Annotated in this window: 15 protein-coding genes; 14 read left to right on the forward strand and 1 reads right to left on the reverse strand. The window is 55.8% G+C overall.

Going from position 1 to position 19,684, the window contains the following annotated elements; all coding sequences use genetic code 11:
- Positions 1–896: 896 nt before the first annotated feature.
- From SERS4_RS0121500 to SERS4_RS0121530, 7 genes are all read left to right on the forward strand, one after another.
- Positions 897–1,307: a GNAT family N-acetyltransferase gene (locus SERS4_RS0121500; protein WP_012146891.1), complete on the forward strand. Its 411-nt coding sequence runs from the start codon at positions 897–899 to the stop codon at positions 1,305–1,307.
- 25 nt (positions 1,308–1,332) lie between these two features.
- Positions 1,333–2,022, forward strand: coding sequence for a PAS and helix-turn-helix domain-containing protein (locus SERS4_RS0121505; protein ID WP_012146892.1), 690 nt, complete (start codon positions 1,333–1,335; stop codon positions 2,020–2,022).
- A gap of 19 nt (positions 2,023–2,041) precedes the next feature.
- Positions 2,042–3,337 carry a cytosine permease gene (locus SERS4_RS0121510; protein WP_012146893.1) on the forward strand — a complete coding sequence of 432 codons (1,296 nt, stop codon included), beginning with the start codon at positions 2,042–2,044 and terminating at the stop codon, positions 3,335–3,337.
- Between the two features lie 547 nt (positions 3,338–3,884).
- Positions 3,885–4,499, forward strand: a complete 615-nt coding sequence (locus SERS4_RS0121515) for a helix-turn-helix transcriptional regulator (RefSeq protein WP_017893990.1) — start codon at positions 3,885–3,887, stop codon at positions 4,497–4,499.
- Positions 4,500–5,396, forward strand: coding sequence for a queuosine precursor transporter (locus tag SERS4_RS0121520; protein WP_012146895.1), 897 nt, complete (start codon positions 4,500–4,502; stop codon positions 5,394–5,396).
- Positions 5,374–6,216 carry an NADPH-dependent 7-cyano-7-deazaguanine reductase QueF gene (gene queF / locus SERS4_RS0121525; RefSeq protein WP_012146896.1) on the forward strand — a complete coding sequence of 281 codons (843 nt, stop codon included), beginning with the start codon at positions 5,374–5,376 and terminating at the stop codon, positions 6,214–6,216. The genes SERS4_RS0121520 and queF overlap by 23 nt, the downstream gene beginning before the upstream one ends.
- 124 nt (positions 6,217–6,340) lie before the next feature.
- Positions 6,341–8,488: a phosphocholine-specific phospholipase C gene (locus SERS4_RS0121530; RefSeq protein ID WP_017893991.1), complete on the forward strand. Its 2,148-nt coding sequence runs from the start codon at positions 6,341–6,343 to the stop codon at positions 8,486–8,488.
- A gap of 36 nt (positions 8,489–8,524) precedes the next feature.
- Here the strand turns inward: SERS4_RS0121530 and SERS4_RS0121535 are convergent, their stop codons facing one another.
- Positions 8,525–9,421, reverse strand: a complete 897-nt coding sequence (locus SERS4_RS0121535; protein WP_012146898.1) for a LysR family transcriptional regulator — start codon at positions 9,419–9,421, stop codon at positions 8,525–8,527.
- Between the two features lie 271 nt (positions 9,422–9,692).
- Between SERS4_RS0121535 and SERS4_RS0121540 the strand changes: the two genes are divergently transcribed.
- From SERS4_RS0121540 to SERS4_RS0121570, 7 genes are all read left to right on the forward strand, one after another.
- Positions 9,693–11,009 carry a M20 family metallo-hydrolase gene (locus SERS4_RS0121540; protein WP_017893993.1) on the forward strand — a complete coding sequence of 439 codons (1,317 nt, stop codon included), beginning with the start codon at positions 9,693–9,695 and terminating at the stop codon, positions 11,007–11,009.
- Positions 11,006–12,457, forward strand: coding sequence for a M20 family metallopeptidase (locus tag SERS4_RS0121545; RefSeq protein ID WP_017893994.1), 1,452 nt, complete (start codon positions 11,006–11,008; stop codon positions 12,455–12,457). Before SERS4_RS0121540 ends, SERS4_RS0121545 begins: the two co-directional genes overlap by 4 nt.
- A 104-nt stretch (positions 12,458–12,561) precedes the next feature.
- Positions 12,562–14,088 carry a p-aminobenzoyl-glutamate transporter gene (abgT, locus tag SERS4_RS0121550; protein ID WP_017893995.1) on the forward strand — a complete coding sequence of 509 codons (1,527 nt, stop codon included), beginning with the start codon at positions 12,562–12,564 and terminating at the stop codon, positions 14,086–14,088.
- 176 nt (positions 14,089–14,264) lie between these two features.
- Positions 14,265–15,194, forward strand: coding sequence for an aminoimidazole riboside kinase (locus SERS4_RS0121555; protein WP_017893996.1), 930 nt, complete (start codon positions 14,265–14,267; stop codon positions 15,192–15,194).
- Positions 15,195–15,408: 214 nt separating this feature from the next.
- Positions 15,409–16,818, forward strand: a complete 1,410-nt coding sequence (locus SERS4_RS0121560; protein ID WP_017893997.1) for a carbohydrate porin — start codon at positions 15,409–15,411, stop codon at positions 16,816–16,818.
- Between the two features lie 65 nt (positions 16,819–16,883).
- Entirely contained in the window at positions 16,884–18,254 is a 1,371-nt protein-coding gene (locus SERS4_RS0121565; protein WP_017893998.1) for a sucrose-specific PTS transporter subunit IIBC, read from the forward strand.
- Positions 18,254–19,663 (forward strand): sucrose-6-phosphate hydrolase, encoded by a 1,410-nt coding sequence (locus SERS4_RS0121570; protein WP_017893999.1) that lies wholly within the window; start codon positions 18,254–18,256, stop codon positions 19,661–19,663. Before SERS4_RS0121565 ends, SERS4_RS0121570 begins: the two co-directional genes overlap by 1 nt.
- The last annotated feature ends 21 nt before the right edge of the window (positions 19,664–19,684 follow it).

The raw sequence follows: 19,684 nt of genomic DNA on the forward strand, positions 1-19,684 counted from the left end.
ATACATCTGTCTAGGTTTTCTATCGCATTAACCTAATCAGTGCAAGATGGATGTTAGAAACAATTATTCCCCAATGTCAGAGAATAAAAGACAGCCACTGCGCCAGGCGCCCTCAGGCCAAGCGCCAGCGGGGCTAACGCCTTCTGGCGCTCGGCCCTTGTCGCAAATAGGCGGGGACTGGCAAATCCAGAATTAAGATTATTCCTAATTAACGGTGTTAAACTGATATTTTTTTGCATTAACCCAAAGTGGCTTCTATTACTAATAAGCGTCATTCCCTTATATTATCAATATAAGGTGGTGTTCCATGGATATTGATATAGATTTTAAACTGGAAGGCGTGGAGGAAAAGCAAAGGATTGAATCACACATCGTTCAGCCCTGATTGATAAAGCCATACAGGTTATTTTGAAAAACGGCGAGCTGAATTGAGCCGTCGGTGTTATCCCCGTATTAAAACAATACAATAGCCGCAACCTCCTGTGCTTCCCCCTCTGACAAGCCGCCGCCAGACCCTGCACTTTCTCGACCGACGGTCGACGACGCACAGCAGCAAATTTCAACGCAGATTCATCGGAAGGCTGAAGATAGCGGCTCCCCTTTGGCAAGTTGACTTGCTCTACCGGTGGAGCCTGAAAGGCTAATGTATTTCCTGGATGAGGCCCTGGTGAGGCACAATAGGAATAGATTGACTGAGCAAGGCTAACGGCTATTTATTACCACGTATTACGCTATTTTCTAGCCTCGTCACAGTTAATATAAACGTTTGGCCCCCTGACGGGAACGGGTGAAAAACACCCTTGAAATACATTACGAAAAGTGATAGTTAAAGCCGTTGGCAAGCCCCAAATTAGTTGCCATAAGACATTATTATCACAGGGAATCATATCATATCCATGAAAATCAATATTACCGACCAGCCAAATCCGCAAGATGAAGAGTTCGTTATCGACAGCCTTTGGGCTCATAATGAAAAAACCGAACACGTTGATATCCACCCCTTGTTCCTGACCGTGACCGATGAGCAAGGTAAAATCGTTGCCGGGCTGGTGGCCAGAACCTGGTGGGGCGGGCTTGAAGTGCAATATCTTTGGGTCAGCGACCAGCATCGTAAAAGCGGCTATGGCCGTCAACTGATGCTCCAGGCAGAAGAAGAGGCCAGGAAGCGCGGCTGCCACATGGCCTATGTCGATACCTTCGACTTCCAGGCCCGCGGCTTTTACGAAAAATTGGGCTATCAGCTGTACGGCAACCTGGGTGGCTATGCCAAGAAGCATACGCGCCACTACCTGGCAAAAGAGATTTAATCCGGTTGTCATCGGAGAGGTCAGAATGGATTCGTCCGATAAAAATAATGAATTTTATTTGAAAGGTCTGATTGCCATGATGGAGCACTTAAGTGAGCCATGGGGCATTAAGGATCTGGCATCCCGTCATATTTATATGAACCATGCCGCCTACCTCTATACCAATACGCCGCTTGATTTTGATGTAGCCGGTAAGCTGGACGACGAGTTTCCCGCCGACTGGGCCGAATGCGCGGCCGATTTTGTCGAACACGACAAAATGACAGAGGTCTCGCGGGAGCGGGTTGCGGTGATAGAAACGCATTATTGGTACGGGAAAGACAGTCTGACCCCGTTTATCAGCGAAAAACTGCCGATCTACAACGATAAAAAAGAAGTGGTTGGGGTGATGTGGAACGCCAAACCGCTCAACACCTTATCTCCGTTGAAATTTATCAATCAACAAAAACCCAGCGTTCTGACCACAGAAACCAATAGCACCATTTTCACCCGAGCCGAACTTGACGTGATATTTTTAATGTTGCAACGGCTGTCGGTGAAAGAGATCGCCAAAATATACAATATCAGCAATAAAACCATAGAAAACAGAATATATAACATCTATCAAAAATCTGACGTCCATACACAGCAGCAGTTTGAAGAATTTTGCAAATATGCGCATCTGGACAATTACATTCCCGATCGCCTGATAGCTAAAGGCATTCAGTTTATTTAATAGCAAGGAATACCTCACCGTGATCAAAATTGAAGACTATCCGTTAACCCGGGTACCTCAGGATAAAAGAGTCTCGTTTTTAAGCGTGGCCATTGTGCATATGGGCATGCTGACCGCGCTGGATCAGTTTATGCTGGGCGCCGTATTGGGCCACTCGATGACGCTGTTCGATGCCTTTACCGCCATTTTCGTCGGCAGCCTGATCTTTGGCGTTGTCACCTACGGCCTCGGGCTGGCGGGGATGCGCGAAGGGATCTCCGGCAGCCTGCTGGCCCGCTGGTGCGGCTTTGGTCGACTGGGTTCGGTACTGATCGGCGTGGTGGTGGCCGTCAGCCTGCTGGGCTGGTTTGGCATACAGAACGCCATTTTCGCCAAGTCGCTGGATTTCGCGCTGGGCAATAAGCTGGGCTTTGGTCTGGCGGCCGGCCTGTCCGGTACCCTGCTGACCATACTGGTGGCCTTTGGCTTCAAGGCATTGCGTATCGCCGCCCGAATTGCGGTACCGATGTTTATTATGCTGGTAGCCTATATCTCTTACATCACCCTCACCGGCCATAATCTGCCGGAAATTATTCAATTAATGCCGCCAGGTGAGCCACTGTCGATCAGTGCCGGCATCACCATCGTGGTCGGTGGCGCCATCGTTGCCAGCCTGATGACCCCCGATCTGACGCGTTATTCCAAAAACGGCAAGCACGTGTTTGGCGTGACCCTGCTCACCATTGTCGCCGGGGAGTTCGTGGTTAACGGTCTGGCGCTGCTGATCGCCAAAACGCTCGGCACGGCGGATGTCGTGACCATCATGTCACAGGTCGCCGGGGGAGCTGGCCTGCTGGTGGTAGTGTTCTCCACCTTAAGGGTCAATGACCTCAACCTGTACTCATCTTCACTGGGCATCGTCAACGCGGTTGAAGGCATGACCGGTAAAAGGCTGAAATACACCGCCACCACGCTGGTGATTGGCGTGTTGGGTACAACGCTTTCGGTGCTGGGGATCCTGGATCGGTTCGTCGACTTCCTGACGGTACTGGGCGTGGTGTTCCCGCCGATTATCGGCGTGATGCTGGTGGATTATTACTTGCTGCGGACTCACCGTAAAATTCTGGATGACAGCCGCCGGGAAGGCAAACTGCCCGACCAGACGCCGACCATTGGCTGGGCAGCGATCGTCGCCAGCATTGCCGGCAGCATCGTCGGGTTAGTGACCGAATGGGGTGTGCCGACCATCAACTCATTGCTGGCCGCCAGCCTGTTGTATTGGGTATTCAAGTTGGCGCTGAATCGTTCGCAGAAACCGGCCCCGGCGCAAAGCTGACTCGGTTGCCAGCGACGAAATGCTATTACCACTCTCCTGCAACGGGTGAGTGGTAATACTATAGAATGAGGATTTGGTGGACTAAAAACTGCGGTTTTAAAACTGAAACCTGATTGGAATTCCCTGGTGTCGGTAGCTAAAACATCCTTTATTACCCAGAGAATGGAAACGCCTCCCTCCCTGAGTTTTTTATTATAGAAGTTGTCAGACAATCGGTTATTAACTGTTTTGACCGTCAAGAAACACTTCAGTATGGATGAACAGTAGCTCACAAAAAGCACCATGGTCAACACAAAAGTAGACACAAAACCCACTTTTGTGTTCACTTTTATGGATTCATCATCTAAGCGATTGATTTGTATTTAATTACTTTCATTCCACTTTTCACTCAACAGGGTGAAAGTATCATTAGGGGTGATACGTAGCCGTTTAACATACGTTTTCAAAGATTAATCAGCCGGTTACCCACCCTCTTCCAATGGCAATTCTGGACAATGTCAGCGCGTGCGATATAGTAATGCCGGCCAGAATATTGTAAGGAATGCTTATGAAGACCACTAACGCCCAGCGCAAAAGCAACATCATTAAGAATATTGAATATCTGATGCGCACCCGTGGCGAAACCAAGGCATCCTTCTCTAACCGTACTGGCCTGACACGTACCACTATCTACAAGATCCTCGATGGGCGGGTCAACAACGTGCAGCAAGCCACGGTTAACCGGATTTCAGATTTCTTCGGCGTTTCCTGCGAAGAGATCGAAGACTATGATCTGGAAAAACTGGAGCTGCTCAATGAAACCCTGTCCACCGAAGGCAATAAAAATCCTTCCGCAATTCCTGTTATTCCGCAGTCGCGTTATTTAGCGGTTGCCGGCAAGAAGATCGGCCAACTGGTCACAGAGTTCCCTTTGACTTATTTCTTCGGCGATGAGTCAAATATGGTAGCAATGCGCATAGAGACCGAAATAAAAGGTTCATTTATCCCAGGCGAGGTCATTATTATAAAACGCCCGCCGGTATTAGTTTGCGATTCGCCTTTATTGTATCACTCGGGAAAATACGGCTTCTTTGTGGTTAACGACAAAGAAGAAAGCAGCATGGAGAAAAATCATCAGGATACCGTGCAATTCCTGGGTTATATCATTGGAGAAAGGCTATAAATGGAACCGAATCAAAAGTTCAAGCTATTGGGCTTTACCCGGCATGGCACTCTGGCTGCCAATGTCATGGTATTAGCCACCGGCAAAACCATTACCATGGGGCTTAATGAGCTGGCCGACAGCGACATCTCGGAAGATCTGAGCCGCCATGAACTACAGGCGCTGTATCGCAAAATCTACGGCAACAACCAGCAGCAAACTGCCTATGAGCTCAGCGATCGCCATGAAAGATCCTGGTATGCCTATCTGATTATTACCGTGGCGCTCAGCGTGATTTATATCTTCTCAACGCTGTGCGGCGTCAAACCGATTGAAATTGCTGCATTGAATATCATCACGCCCCCGGCGATATTTATTTACCCCCTGACCTTTATCCTGGTGGATATTCTTAACGAATTTTATGGGCTGCGGCTGGCCAGGCGCACCATTATCATCTCGTTTATGGCCAACCTGATTTTTGTGCTGGGCGTTTGGGCAACCACGCTGGTACCGAGCATTCCGCAGTGGGAGTTCAGCCAGACTTATGACGGTATCGTCCACAGCATCATGGCGGTGCTGGTGGCCTCATCTGCCGCCTATTTAATCTCCGAGAACGTCAACTCCTGGCTGCTGTGCAAAATCAAAGAGCTGACCAACTCTCGCTATCTGTTTGTACGGGTGATCACCAGCACCGTTGTGGCCTCGGCCATCGACAGCCTGGTGTTCTGCACCCTGGCGTTCTACAACGTTTTGAGCTGGGACATCATCAAAACCATGATCCTGTCGCAGTTCCTGATTAAGGTGGTCTACGCCCTGGTGGGCGTCGGGCCGATATACGCCGCCCGTAGCCTGTTTAACCGTTATATCAATACCGATCTTGCAAGGAGCAATGAATATGCATATCAAAAAACAAGATAAAATCACCCATCTTGGCGCCAACTCCGATTATCCGGACCAGTATGCTCCCGAATTGCTCGAAGCCCTGCCGCGCGCACGCGGTCGCGATCTGATCGGCGTGGATGAACGCAAACTGCCATTCAGCGGCTTCGACCTGTGGACCGCCTTCGAACTTTCCTGGCTCAACGCCAAAGGCAAACCGGTGGTGGGGATTGGTGAATTTACCCTGCCCCATTCGTCCACCAACCTGATCGAGTCCAAATCATTCAAACTGTATCTCAACAGCTTTAACCAGACGCGCTTCGACAGCGTGGAACAGGTCAGCGCCGCGATGCAAAAAGATCTGTCGCAGGCCGCCAATGGTCAGGTTGGGGTGAAGCTGTATCCGGGGCTGGACGGTTATTCAGCGCAGATAGACGCCCTGCCGGGCATCAATATCGACGACCTGGATATCGCCGTGGATGACTTTGATTTCAAACCGGAATATCTGATTGGCGCCACCAGCGAACAGGCGGAAATAGTGACGGAGACGCTGTCGTCCAACCTGCTGAAATCCAACTGTCTGGTGACCAATCAGCCGGACTGGGGCAGCGTGGTGATCCACTATCAGGGCCGTAAAATCGATCGCGAGCGCCTGCTGCGCTATCTGATCTCCTTCCGCCAGCATAATGAGTTCCACGAGCAGTGTGTCGAGCGTATTTTTAACGACATCAAACAAAGCTGCCAGCCGGAGAAACTCAGCGTGTTCGCCCGCTATACCCGCCGCGGCGGTCTGGACATCAACCCGTTCCGCAGCGATTTTGAAACGGCACCCACCCTGGGCCGTTTGATCAGGCAATAACCGTTCCACTTGTCATGCCCCCGCCCGGGGGCATTATTTCCCCCGATTCATCTGTTTGTTATTTTTCGCCATTATCGTCGTTAACAACTATCTTCAAAACAACCCTCAGGGAGATTAACGACGCATGCCTGATTTTTCGCGCAGAGAAATACTGCGGGCTGCCGCCATCGGATCGGCTTTTTCACTGTTACCCGCCTCGATCCGCAAAGCGCTGGCCATCCCCGCCAATAACCGCACCGGCACCCTTAACGATGTCGAACACGTGGTGATCCTGATGCAGGAAAACCGCTCTTTCGACCATTACTTCGGCACCTTGCCCGGCGTACGCGGCTTTAGCGATCGCATCACCATTCCTTTGCCCGGCGGCCGTCACGTCTGGCAGCAGCAGGGGGAAAGTCGGTTGGTGCTGCCCTATCATCTCGACAGCAAGCGCGGCAATGCCCAACGGGTCAGCGGCACGCCGCATTCGTGGGTCGATGAACAATCCGCCTGGGATAACGGCCGCATGAGCGCCTGGCCGACCTATAAAACGCCCACCTCGATGGGCTATTACCGTCGGCACGAATTGCCGTTCCAGTTTGCGCTGGCCGAAACCTTCACCCTGTGCGACGCCTATCATTGCTCGATCCACGCCGGGACCAACACCAACCGTCTGTTCCACTGGACCGGCACCAATGGCCCGACGGCGGCCGAGGTCGCGGTGGTGGTCAACGAGTGGGACAGCCCCGGCCCGGCGGAAGTCGGCTACCAGTGGCAGACCTATCCGGAGCGGCTGGAGGCCGGCGGCGTCAGTTGGAAGGTCTATCAGTTTTTGCCTGATAACTTCACCGACAACCCACTGGCGGGATTCCGCCAGTACCGTGCCGCCAGCGTTAAGGTCGGCAACCCGGCACAGCCGCCAAAAGACTTCACCGCCTTTGTTCCCTATCGCGATGAATTGAACGTTGAAGCCCCGCTGTACAAGGGCAATGGCAATACGCTGCCGGCAGCCGACGGCAACGATCTGGATGCGATGCTGACCGGCTTTCGTAACGACGTACAGCAGGGCAAGTTGCCGCAGGTGAGCTGGATTATCGCCCCGGCGGCCTACTCGGAACACCCCGGGCCTTCCAGTCCGGTGCAGGGCGGCTGGTTTACCCAGGAGATCCTCAACGCGCTGACGGATAACCCGGAGGTGTGGAGCAAAACCGTGCTGCTGGTCAATTACGACGAAAACGACGGCTTCTTCGATCATATGCCTTCGCCATCGGCCCCGTCACTGCGCGAAGACGGCAGCTTCGCCGGTAAATCGACGGTGCCGTTCGACAGTGAAATCTTCCAGCATGTCGCCCCACCCGGTTCACAAGAGCAACCGCCACCGGACGGCCGTATCTATGGCCCCGGCCCGCGGGTACCGATGTTGGTGCTGTCTCCCTGGAGCCGTGGCGGCTGGGTCAATTCACAGGTATTCGACCACACCTCGGTACTGCAATTTTTGGAAAAACGCTTCCAGGTACATGAACCGAACATCAGCGCCTGGCGACGAGCAGTCTGTGGTGACCTCACTTCGGCCTTCAACTTTGTCGACCCAAATGAGGAAACCTTGCCTCGTCTGCCCACCACCAGCCGTCACGCCGCCGATAACCTGCGCCAGCGACAGGAACAGTTACCGCAGGTGCCCTTGCCGCCGGTGGACAGGCAACAGTTACCGCATCAGTCGCGACTGGCACGCCCATCGCGTGCGCTGCCTTACCAGTTGCACGTTGAGGCCAACAGCAACCCCGGGCAAAAAATGCTGACGCTCAACCTGTACAACACTGGCGAACAGGGCGTGGTCTTTCATGTGTACGACCTGTTGAGTCTGGAGCAGATCCCACGGCGCTATACCGTCGAGGCCGGTAAGGCAGTCAGTGATAACTGGCTAACTGCGGATCGCTACCACCTGTGGTTGCTAGGCCCCAACGGTTTCCATCGTGAGTTGGGTGGCAGCGTTCTGCAGCCGCAGCCGGAAGTACAACTCACCCCGCAGGGCGATCGTTTATCGCTAACGCTAACCAACTCAGGTAGCCAGGCAACAACGGTGACCATCGCCCGCTGCCCTTATACGCAAAAAGGCCCTTGGCAGATTGAACTGCCAGTGGGTGGCCGCCATCAGCAGGCCTTTGCTACCAAATCCAGCGGTGGCTGGTACGATCTTTCACTGCAGGGGCCACAGGGCTGGCAACGCCGACTGGCAGGCCGGCTGGAGAACGGCGACCACAGCGTCAGCGATCCGTTGATGGGTAAGGTCTGAGATATCCGTGCAGGGTGTTCAAAAGGAGAATGCCCTTTAGCGGCAGTACAAGCGGAACAGGCGTGCCAGGTGTGCGCCCATCGGGGTCAGCGTGGTGTCTTTACGCTGGATCAGATAAAACGTCGCTTTTGGCAGGCTCTCCTCCAGCGCCAGCGGCACCAGATGTTTACCCAATATCGGGTCGGAAATCACGTCCACCGACAGAATGCTGACAAAGTCGCTCTGCGCCACCAGGCTGGTGCAGGCCATAAAAGTCTCGCAGGTGACGCTGATAGACGGCGCCATTCCCAAATCCCCGAACAAGTCGTGCAGTAGCCGGTAGTAGCTGCCCTTTGGCGTCGGCATCGTCCAGTCGCAGTGCTGCAGTTGCCTGAGTGACGTCGCCCCCTCCATCGGATGCCCCTTGCGCACCACCACCTTGTATTCTTTCTCCATCAGCCGTTCGTACTGCAACTCATTGTCCAGGCTGCTGGGGTAATAGGTATTGACCGTGAAATCCAGTTCCCCCTGGCGAAGTTCCGGGATCATCGACACCAGTTGCCCTTCGACAATCCGCACTTTGACCTTTGGGTATTCGCGGTGGAACTGATTGATCACCTGCGGCATCACGGTGCGCGCAATGCTGCCACCGACGCCGATATTCACTGAGCCGCCCGCCAGCCCCAGTCGTTGCTGGATATCCTCCTGAGCCACCCGCAGCTCTTCGAGGATCAGGCTGGCATGCTGGAAAAAGTTATCGCCGCAGTCGGTCAGCACCACGCCCTGGCTACGGCGGATAAACAGCTTGGCCCCCAGCACCGTCTCCAGCTCCTGAATCGATTTGGTCAGCGCCGGCTGGGAAAGTTGTGAAGTCCGGCTGGCGGCACGGATACTACCCTGGCGGCTGACTTCTACAAACGCACGTAATTGGTGCAATTTTATTGAGGCTGGCATAGGCGAATGGTGATAACCGTTGTTTATCAATAGCAAGATATTGGCATCTTATTTAGCCCGATTCCATTGTGTACATTCGAAAAAAACATAATAAATAACCAAATTCTTATTTCGCTTAATTAAACGCATTTTCTGCGCCAATAAGCGCATTTCACGGCAGTTAGTCACTAAATACGTCTTTTTCATTAAACAGTTCCACCGTCTGACCTCAGTTCAGCGCACCACTGCTGCCCGGCGTTTGCCTGGGCGCGATAACCAATGAGATCTCCCAATGAATAATCCGCTTTCGATGTTGGTGTCAGATTTATCCCCGCAACTGCAGGCCTGGCGCCGCGACTTTCACCGCTATGCCGAATCCGGCTGGTTTGAGTTCCGCACCGCTACGCTGGTGGCGGAAGAACTGGATCGGCTGGGCTACCGCCTGCAACTGGGCCGCGAAGTCATTAATGCCGATGCCCGCATGGGGTTGCCTTCCGCCGAAGCTCTGCAGCAACAGGAGCAGCGCGCCCGCGAACAGGGGGCACTGGATAAGTGGTTACCGCACTTTTCCGGCGGCTTCGCCGGTATTGTCGCCACGCTGGACACCGGCCGCCCCGGCCCGGTGATCGCCTATCGCGTTGACATGGATGCGCTCGATCTCAACGAAAAACTGCAGCCGGATCACCTGCCGTTCCGTGAAGGCTTCGCCTCCTGCAACAGCGGCATGATGCATGCATGCGGTCATGACGGCCACACCACCATTGGGCTGGGACTGGCACGGGTGTTCAAGAGCCTGGAGGCGCAGCTGAGCGGCACGATCAAACTGATTTTCCAGCCGGCAGAAGAAGGCACCCGTGGCGCAAAATCCATGGTGGAAGCCGGCGTGGTGGACGACGTGGATTTCTTCACCGCCGTACACATCGGCACCGGCGTACCGGCCGGGGAACTGGTGTGCGGTAGCGACAGCTTTATGGCCACCAGCAAGCTGGACGTCACCTACCGTGGCGTTGCCTCTCACGCCGGTGCCAAACCGGAGGACGGCCGTAATGCCCTGCTGGCGGCGGCGCAGGCCACCGTGGGGCTGTACGCCATCCCACGCCACAGCGAGGGCAGCTCACGCATTAACGTCGGCGTGCTGCAGGGCGGAACCGGCCGCAACGTGATTGCCGATCGGGCGTTTATGAAGGTGGAAACCCGCGGGGCCACCAACGCCATCAACGAATTTGTTTACCAGCAGGCGCTGAACGTGATCGAAGGCGCGGCCAAAATGCACGGCGTGGAATACGACATCGCCCTGATGGGTGCAGCGCAGAGCAGTAAACCGACCCAGCCCTGGGTGGACTACATTCACCGCCAGGCGCAGGAGATAGCCGAACTGACTTCGGTCGTCGATCGCCGCGAGCAGGCCGCCGGTTCCGAAGACGCCACTTATATGATGGAACGGGTGAAATCCCACGGCGGGCAGGCCTCTTACGTGATTTTCGGTACCGAACTGAGCGCCGGGCACCACAACGAAAAGTTCGATTTTAACGAACAGGTGATGGCGGTGGCGGTGAAAACGCTGGCGTCGCTGGCACTGAACCTGCCGACCTTTGGGAGCAAAGCATGAGTAACCCGCAACTGCTTACGTTTATCAATCAGTACATTGACCAACACCAGCCGCAGTTCAGCGCACTGAGCGACAGCATCTGGGATCACCCGGAGACGCGCTTTACCGAAACCTATTCTGCCAATCTGCTGGCCGACGCGCTGGAGCAGGAAGGTTTTCGGCTTGAGCGCGGCGTTGGCGGCATTGAAACCGCGTTTATCGCCAGCTACGGCAGCGGCCAGCCGGTGATCGCGCTGCTGGGCGAGTACGACGCACTCGCCGGACTGAGCCAACAGGCCGGCTGCGCCACGCCACAGCCGCTGGTGGAAAACGGCAACGGCCACGGCTGCGGCCACAATCTGCTGGGCACCGCTGCGCTGGCGGGGGCATTCGCGGTGAAGGCCTGGATGCAACAGCAGCACCTGACCGGCACCGTGCGTTTCTACGGCTGCCCGGGTGAAGAAGGCGGCTCCGGCAAAACCTTTATGGTGCGTGAAGGCCTGTTCGATGACGTGGATGCCGCCCTCACCTGGCATCCGGAAGGCTTCAGCAGCATGTTCAATACCAGCACTTTGGCCAACATTCAGGCGGCGTTTCAGTTCAAGGGCATCGCTGCTCACGCCGCCAACTCACCGCATCTTGGCCGCAGCGCGCTGGATGCGGTTACGCTGATGAACACCGGTGCCAACTTCCTGCGTGAGCACATCGTACAGGAAGCGCGGCTGCACTATGCCGTCACCAATACCGGTGGCAGTTCACCCAATGTGGTGCAAGCCGATGCCGAGGTGCTGTACCTGATCCGCGCGCCACAGCTCGATCAGGCGCAGGATATTTACCAACGGGTGATCAACATCGCCAAAGGCGCAGCGCTGATGACCGATACCCAGATGACGGTACGTTTCGACAAGGCTTGCTCCAACTACGTGCCAAACCGCAGCATGGAGCAGGTGATGTATCGCTATGTCTGCGACTTCGGCCTGCCGGAATACAGTGAGGCGGAACGCAAATTCGCCACGGAAATCCGCCAAACGCTCAACAAAGACGACCTGCGTAATGCCAGGTTAAATATCGCCCGTACCGGCGGCGCGGCGGGCCGCGAGTGGGTTCAGAATCTGGGCGACAAGGTGTTGATGGATCAGGTAGCCCCTTATGTGGCATCGGAAGATCTACTGTACGGCTCTACCGACGTCGGCGATGTCAGTTGGGTCGCGCCGACCGCCCAGTGCTTCAGCCCCTGCTTTGCGTTCGGCACTCCGCTGCACACCTGGCAACTGGTAGCACAGGGTCGCACTTCGATCGCCCACAAAGGCATGTGCCTGGCCGGCAAGGTGATGGCGGCCACCGCCGTCGAACTGCTGAGCGACAGCGCTCTGCTGGCGGACTGCCGCCGCGAGTTCGAAGGCCAGCGCGCCGAACAGCCTTATAGCTGCCCGATCCCCAAGGACATCAAGCCTTCACCGTTAAAGTAACCACCATGCAGCCAAGGCCCGCAATAGCGGGCCAGTAATAATAATTATAATTAAATCAAATAATAAAAAATAAACACAACAGGACAAACACAGAGGGTAAGACAATGAGTGAGGTCACAACTTCAGCCAATAAAAGCCCCGGTCGCGTTTTTTACTGGGTAGAGCGCATCGGGAATAAAATCCCCAATCCATTTTTACTGTTCGTCTATTTAATCGTTGTTTTAATGCTGGCTACCGCGCTGTTCTCCTGGCTCGACATGGCGGTAAAAAACCCGGCCACCGGCGAGTTGATCAAGGTAAATAACCTGATGAGCGTGGCGGGCATGCAGTGGATCTTCCCGAATATCATTCATAACTTCAGCAGTTTTGCCCCGCTGGGTGCAATTTTGGCGCTGGTGATCGGTGCCGGGCTGGCCGAAAAGGTCGGGCTGCTACAGGCATTGATGTACAAGATGGCCTCACGCGTTAGCGCCCGCTATGCCAGCTATCTGGTGCTGTTTATCGCCTTTTTCAGCCATATCTCTTCTGACGCCGCACTGGTGGTGATGCCGCCGCTCGGCGCGCTGATGTTTCTGGCCGTGGGCCGCCACCCGGTGGCCGGACTGCTGGCCGCGATTGCCGGGGTTGCCTCCGGCTTTACCGCCAACCTGTTGATCGTCACCACCGACGTACTGCTCTCCGGCATCAGTACCGAGGCCACCAAGGCGGTGGACGCCGCCGTTCACGTCAGCGTGATCGACAACTGGTACTTTATGGCCACCTCGGTCGTGGTGCTGACCTTCGCCGGGGCGCTGTTGACCGATAAGTTTATCGAACCGCGCCTGCCCAAATGGCAGGGCAGCGCCGAGGACAAAATTGAGACGCTAACCCCACTACAAAACCGTGGGTTGATGATGAGCGGCATTGCCGCGCTGGTGTTTATCGCGATTATCGCCGCCCTGGTGGTACCCGAAGCGGCCCCGCTGCGCGATCCGAAAACCGGCTCGGTGATCCCATCGCCGTTTATTAAAGGCATTGTGCCGATCATCATCCTGTTCTTCTTCACCGTTGGCATTACCTATGGCGTGGTCACCAAACAGATCAAACGGCCGGACGATATTCCCAACCACCTGATAGAGCCGATGAAAAGCATGGCCGGCTTTATCGTGATGGTGTTCCCACTGTCGCAGTTCGTGGCGTTCTTTAACTGGAGCAACATGGGCAAGTTTATGGCCATCGGCCTGACCGATATGCTGGAGGCCGCCGGTATGAGCGGTGCCCCGGCGTTTCTCGGGCTGATGTTCCTCTCGGCCTTCCTGTGCATGTTTATCGCCAGTGGCTCTGCCATCTGGTCGATTCTGGCCCCGATCTTTGTACCGATGTTTATGCTGCTGGGCTTTCATCCGGCGTTCGCCCAGATGATTTTCCGCATCGCCGACTCCTCGGTGCTGCCGCTGGCACCGATGTCCCCCTTCCTGCCGCTGTTCCTCGGTTTCCTGCAGCGTTACCGCAAAGACGCCCAGCTCGGCACCTATTACGTGCTGATCCTGCCCTATCCGCTGGTGTTCTTTGCCGTGTGGATTTTGCTGCTGCTGGCCTGGTACGCGCTCGGCCTGCCGATTGGCCCGGGGGTTTATCCAAAGATGGGATAACCCTGCTGACCCCGCCCTGAACCACACCAGGGCGGGCATTTCCTCCTGCGCTTTTGCTCGCTGTCGCTACTCTTTACCCCCACCTTTCGCCACTCGACACATTATTTTATTGCTTTGCTAAACCGGTTCTTCTATTTTAGCTCGCCATCAGACACCGATGAAAACGGGGATCGAACATGGTTAATCGCGTATGGGTGCTGGGTGATGCAGTTGTCGACCTGGTACCTGAGAATTCAAACAGTTACCTGAAATGCCCCGGTGGCGCTCCGGCCAATGTGGCGGTTGGCATCGCCCGCCTGGGCGGCAACAGCGCCTTTATCGGCCGGGTAGGCCGGGATAGTTTCGGCGATTTCCTGCAGCAGGTACTGAGCGAAGAGCAGGTCGACATCGGCCATATGTCACAGGATCCAGACCACCACACCTCTACCGTGGTGGTGGATCTTGATCTGATGGGTGAACGCTCCTTCACCTTCATGGTCAGCCCAAGCGCCGATCTGTTCCTGCAACCCGAGGATCTGCCTGATTTCAAAGCGGATGAATGGCTGCACGTCTGCTCTATCGCTCTGTCACAGGAACCCAGCCGCAGCACCACCTTCACCGCAATGGAGAACATCAGGGCGGCCGGTGGCTGGGTCAGCTTTGACCCAAACATTCGTGAAGACGTTTGGCGCCAGCCGGAAGCGCTGCGCCCCTGCCTGCAAAAGGCGTTACTGCTGGCGGACGTGGTGAAAATTTCACTGGAAGAACTGAGTTTTATCAGCAATATCGGTGAGTTAGAGAGCGGTATCGACTGGATGATGCAGCGCTACCCACTGCGTTTGTTGCTGGTGACGCTGGGCGGCGACGGTGTCTGCGTGCATGACGGCAAACAGATCCGCCATTTCCGAGCCCCTTCAATCACCCCGGTCGATACCACCGGTGCGGGTGACGCCTTTGTCGCCGGTCTGCTGGCCGCATTGGCACACCTGGGCGCTTTACCGCAGGAAGCCCAATGGCCGGCAGTGATCGCCCAGGCCCAGGCCTGCGGGGCGCTGGCCACCACCGCCAAAGGCGCTATGACCGCCCTGCCGCATGCCGACGAGTTGCAGGACTTCCTGCGACGCTAACCCGATAGCTATAAGTCAGGCCCAATGCCACAGGGCATTGGGTGCCACCCCTCCTTCATCTCCGGAACATAATTTGCGGACTTGATCACAATAGCTGAATCGGGTTAGCAAACTTGATTGCCAGTCGTCGTTCAACTCTCTATCTTTCTTCGTGAAAAACCGGTTTAGCAATTTAGCAAAAAATAATAACAACCACCCCGGATGATAGAAAATCATGAAAAAACTTGGCTATCTGGCAGTCACTACAGGGCTTCTCATCTCTACCTCTGCGGCCGCGACTGGTACCACTACCAGTATCGAAGCCCGTCTGAATGCGCTGGAACAACGGCTGCAACAGGCCGAGCAGCGAGCGGTCCAGGCGGAAACTCGTGCCACGGCGGCGGAACGCAAGGCACAACAGTTGGAGTTACGCACCGCCAACACCGAGCAGCAAACCCAACAGGTTGTTCAGCGCACCGCGACGCTGGAAACCCACGCCGCACCGGCAGGCAAGCTGCAACTCACCGGATTAACCGACCTGAAACTGTACGGCGACGTCGAGTTCAACCTGGACGGCGCCAGCCGCAGCGGCCAGCTCACCTCGCTGAAAAGCAGCGACAACAAAGACTGGAAGCCGGGCAACAAAGAACGTTGGGATATCAACGGCCGCATTCTGGTCGGTGTAGACGGCTACCGACGCAACCCGGACGGCAACTTCTCCGGTTTCAGCGTACAGCCGCTGGCCGACATGACCGGCAAAATGAACCTCGACGATGCCGCCTTCTTCTTCGGTAACGAAAAGAACTGGCAGACCAAGATTGGCCGTTTTGAGGCCTACGACATGTTCCCGCTCAATCAGGACACCTTCATCCAGTATTCCGGCAATACCGCCAACGATCTGTATGCCGATGGTTTTGGCTATATCTACATGATGAAAGAAGGTCGTGGGCGTAGTAGCAGCGGCGGCAACCTGATGCTGAGCAAGTATGCCGGTAACTTCTACTTTGAGCTCAATACGCTGGTGGAGGACGGTACCTCACTGTTCCAGGACGACGCCTACCACGGCAACAACCTGGATAATAAGAAGAATGTCGCCTACCTGCGGCCGGTGATCGCCTGGAAAAAAGACCAGCTCAGCGCGGCGGTGGCGATGGAAAGCAACGTAGTCAACAATGCCTATGGCTATCACGACAGCCAGGGGCAATTCGTCGACCAGTCCAAACGTAACGGCTACGGCATGACTCTCAGTTGGAACAACACCGCCGCCAACCCGGACAACGGCGTGGTTGCCAACCTGAGCACCGCCTACCTGGACGCCTCCGGCGAGCAGGACCTGACCGCAGGCGTCAACGTACTGTGGCGTCGCTTTGAAGTGGGTTACATCTATGCCCACAACAACATCAAAGAGTTCAATACCGCCGGTATGAGCGCCGACATCAGTAACCCGCTCAGCGAGCCGGGCAAATATGATATTCATACCATTCATACCTCGTACCAAATACCAAACATCATGAATATGAAGAACTTTAACCTATATCTCGGGGCCTACGTCTCGATGCTGGAGGCCAATGCAGATAACAAAATTGCCAACTCCAGCAACGATCAGCGCTACGGCGTACGTGCCCGGTTCAAGTACTTCTTCTGACGCTGATGAACTGATTTCCGCCGCGAAATTCCGCGGCGGCATTTTTATTGATTAAGGGAGTGAACATGGACATTACCGCAACCGCTAACGCGCTATTGCCGTTGCTCGGCGGCAAAGAAAACATAGCCAGTGCCGCCCACTGCGCCACGCGCTTGCGCCTGGTGCTGCTCGATGACAGCAAGGTGGACAAAGTGGCGATCGGCAAGCTGGAAGGGGTGAAAGGCTGCTTTAGCAACGCCGGGCAAATCCAGGTGATTTTCGGTACCGGGCTGGTCAACAAGGTGCACGCGGAGTTTATCAAGGCGGCTGGCGTCAGCGAGTCCAGCAAGTCTGAGGCCGCCGATATCGCGGCGAAAAAACTCAACCCACTGCAGCGTATGGCTCGCCTGCTGTCGAATATCTTTGTGCCCATCATCCCGGCTATCGTCGCCTCCGGCCTGCTGATGGGCCTGCTCGGCATGGTGAAAACCTACGGCTGGGCCGATGCCAACAGCGCCGTATTTGTGATGCTGGATATGTTCAGTTCGGCGGCATTTATTATTTTACCAATCCTGATCGGCTTCACCGCCGCGCGTGAATTTGGTGGTAACCCCTATCTGGGCGCTACGCTCGGCGGCATTCTGACCCATCCGGCTCTGACCAACGCCTGGGGCGTCGCCAGCGGTTTTCACACCATGGATTTCTTCGGGTTGCAGATTGCCATGATCGGCTATCAGGGCACGGTGTTCCCGGTGCTGCTGACGGTGTGGTTTATGAGCATGCTGGAAAAACAGCTGCGCAGAGTGATCCCCAATTCGCTGGATCTGATCCTGACACCGTTCCTGACGGTGGTGATCTCCGGCTTCGTCGCCATGCTGTTTATCGGCCCGGCCGGTCGCGCGCTGGGTGATGGCATCTCCCTGGTGCTCAGCACGCTGATCGCCCACGCCGGTTGGTTTGCCGGCTTGCTGTTCGGTGGCCTGTATTCCGCCATCGTCATCACCGGTATCCACCACAGTTTCCATGCCGTCGAAGCCGGACTGCTCGGCAACCCGAATATCGGCGTTAACTTCCTGTTGCCGATCTGGTCGATGGCCAATATCGCTCAGGGCGGTGCCTGTCTGGCGGTCTATTTCAAAACCCGCGACGCCAAGATCAAAGCCATCGCGGTGCCTTCGGCCTTTTCCGCCATGCTCGGCATTACCGAAGCGGCACTGTTCGGCATTAACCTGCGCTTTGTGAAACCCTTCCTCGCGGCGCTGGCCGGCGGTGCGCTCGGCGGTGCCTGGGTGGTGGCCAATCACGTCGGCATGAACGCGGTCGGGCTGACGGCAATCCCGGGGATGGCCATTGTGCAGGCCAGTTCGCTGGTCAGCTATATCATTGGCCTGGTGATCGCCTTCGGCAGCGCCTTTATTATCTCGTTGCTGCTGAAATACAAAACGGACAGCGAATAATGGAAGAGTTGAATTTGATGAAACAGGCCGTTCAGGCGTTGATGCGCGACATACCAAAGGTACTGCGTGCGCCGCACCGCCCGGCGTGGCATCTGGCGCCCAGCGTCGGGTTACTCAACGATCCCAACGGATTCATTCAGCATAACGGCGCCTTCCACCTGTTTTATCAGTGGAACCCGCTGGGTTGCGATCACCGCAACAAGTGTTGGGGCCACTGGCAGTCGACGGATCTGGTCAACTGGCAGCATCAGCCGGTGGCACTGGTGCCGGGAGCCTGCTACGACAGCCACGGTTGTTATTCCGGATCGGCAGTGGTGGCGGACGGCAAAATCATGCTGGCGTATACCGGCAACGTCAAATACCCCGACGGCTCCCGCACCGCCTACCAGTGCCTGGCGCAAGAAAATGCCCAGGGCGGCTATGACAAACTCGGCCCGGTATTACCGCTACCGCCGGGCTATAGCGGCCATGTGCGCGATCCGAAGGTTTGGCGTCATCAGGACGACTGGTACATGGTGCTCGGCGCTCGCGACCTGCAAGACCGTGGCAAAGTGCTGCTGTTGCGCTCCGCCGATCTGCGTAACTGGCAGTTGCTGGGAGAGATTGCCGGTTCACAGCTGAACGGCATCGGTGATTTCGGCTATATGTGGGAATGCCCGGACCTGTTCACACTGGACGGGGTCGAGATACTGATCTGTTGCCCACAGGGGTTGGCGGCGCAGGCCGAGCAGTATCTCAACGTTTATCAGGCGGGCTATTTCACTGGCAAACTGGATTATCGGCAGGCCAGGTTCGAACATGGCGCCTTCCACGAGCTGGATCTCGGGTTCGAATTCTATGCGCCACAAACCACCCAGGCCGAAGACGGCCGCCGGTTGCTGGTCGGCTGGATGGGCGTGCCGGAGCAGGACGAGGATTATCACCCGACGCTGCAGTACGGCTGGATCCACATCCTGACCTGCCCGCGCGAACTGTCGCTGCATCAGGGCAAGTTTTACCAACAACCGGCGCGCGAACTGCAACAATTGCGTGGTGAAAACCGGCAATGGCAGGGGATCGCCGACGAAGCGCCATGTTGGCCCGTCGGCAGCGCGGAACTGCTGCTAACGCCAGAAGGGGCATTCAGCGCCGACTTTGGCGGGGCGATGACGCTGCTCTGGGACGGTGCCTTGCTACGACTGACGCGTAATAATCTGCGTAACGGGCAGCCGGAACATCGCTACTGGCGCGGCAACCTGAGCCAACTGCAGATCCTGTTTGACCGCTCCAGCGTGGAGATTTTTATCAACCACGGCGAGGCAGTGATGAGCGCACGCTACTTCCCCGGCCCACAACCACAACTGCACCTGAGCGGTAAAACCCAGCTGACGCTCGAGCACTGGTCGCTGACGCCATGCATGCTAGAATGACGCATCCTTCGATGAATTCAG

Source organism: Serratia sp. S4 (genome assembly GCF_000347995.1).
Taxonomy (GTDB): domain Bacteria; phylum Pseudomonadota; class Gammaproteobacteria; order Enterobacterales; family Enterobacteriaceae; genus Serratia; species Serratia quinivorans.

Bases quoted from the DNA above. Each gene is read 5' to 3' on its own strand.
- SERS4_RS0121500 (WP_012146891.1), top strand. From the start codon at position 897: ATGAAAATCAATATTACCGACCAGCCAAATCCGCAAGATGAAGAGTTC.
- SERS4_RS0121505 (WP_012146892.1), top strand. From the start codon at position 1,333: ATGGATTCGTCCGATAAAAATAATGAATTTTATTTGAAAGGTCTGATT.
- abgT (WP_017893995.1), top strand. From the start codon at position 12,562: ATGAGTGAGGTCACAACTTCAGCCAATAAAAGCCCCGGTCGCGTTTTT.
- SERS4_RS0121545 (WP_017893994.1), top strand. From the start codon at position 11,006: ATGAGTAACCCGCAACTGCTTACGTTTATCAATCAGTACATTGACCAA.
- SERS4_RS0121565 (WP_017893998.1), top strand. From the start codon at position 16,884: ATGGACATTACCGCAACCGCTAACGCGCTATTGCCGTTGCTCGGCGGC.
- SERS4_RS0121535 (WP_012146898.1), bottom strand. From the start codon at position 9,421: ATGCCAGCCTCAATAAAATTGCACCAATTACGTGCGTTTGTAGAAGTC.
- SERS4_RS0121520 (WP_012146895.1), top strand. From the start codon at position 4,500: ATGGAACCGAATCAAAAGTTCAAGCTATTGGGCTTTACCCGGCATGGC.
- SERS4_RS0121515 (WP_017893990.1), top strand. From the start codon at position 3,885: ATGAAGACCACTAACGCCCAGCGCAAAAGCAACATCATTAAGAATATT.
- SERS4_RS0121560 (WP_017893997.1), top strand. From the start codon at position 15,409: ATGAAAAAACTTGGCTATCTGGCAGTCACTACAGGGCTTCTCATCTCT.
- SERS4_RS0121570 (WP_017893999.1), top strand. From the start codon at position 18,254: ATGGAAGAGTTGAATTTGATGAAACAGGCCGTTCAGGCGTTGATGCGC.
- SERS4_RS0121530 (WP_017893991.1), top strand. From the start codon at position 6,341: ATGCCTGATTTTTCGCGCAGAGAAATACTGCGGGCTGCCGCCATCGGA.
- SERS4_RS0121555 (WP_017893996.1), top strand. From the start codon at position 14,265: ATGGTTAATCGCGTATGGGTGCTGGGTGATGCAGTTGTCGACCTGGTA.
- SERS4_RS0121540 (WP_017893993.1), top strand. From the start codon at position 9,693: ATGAATAATCCGCTTTCGATGTTGGTGTCAGATTTATCCCCGCAACTG.
- queF (WP_012146896.1), top strand. From the start codon at position 5,374: ATGCATATCAAAAAACAAGATAAAATCACCCATCTTGGCGCCAACTCC.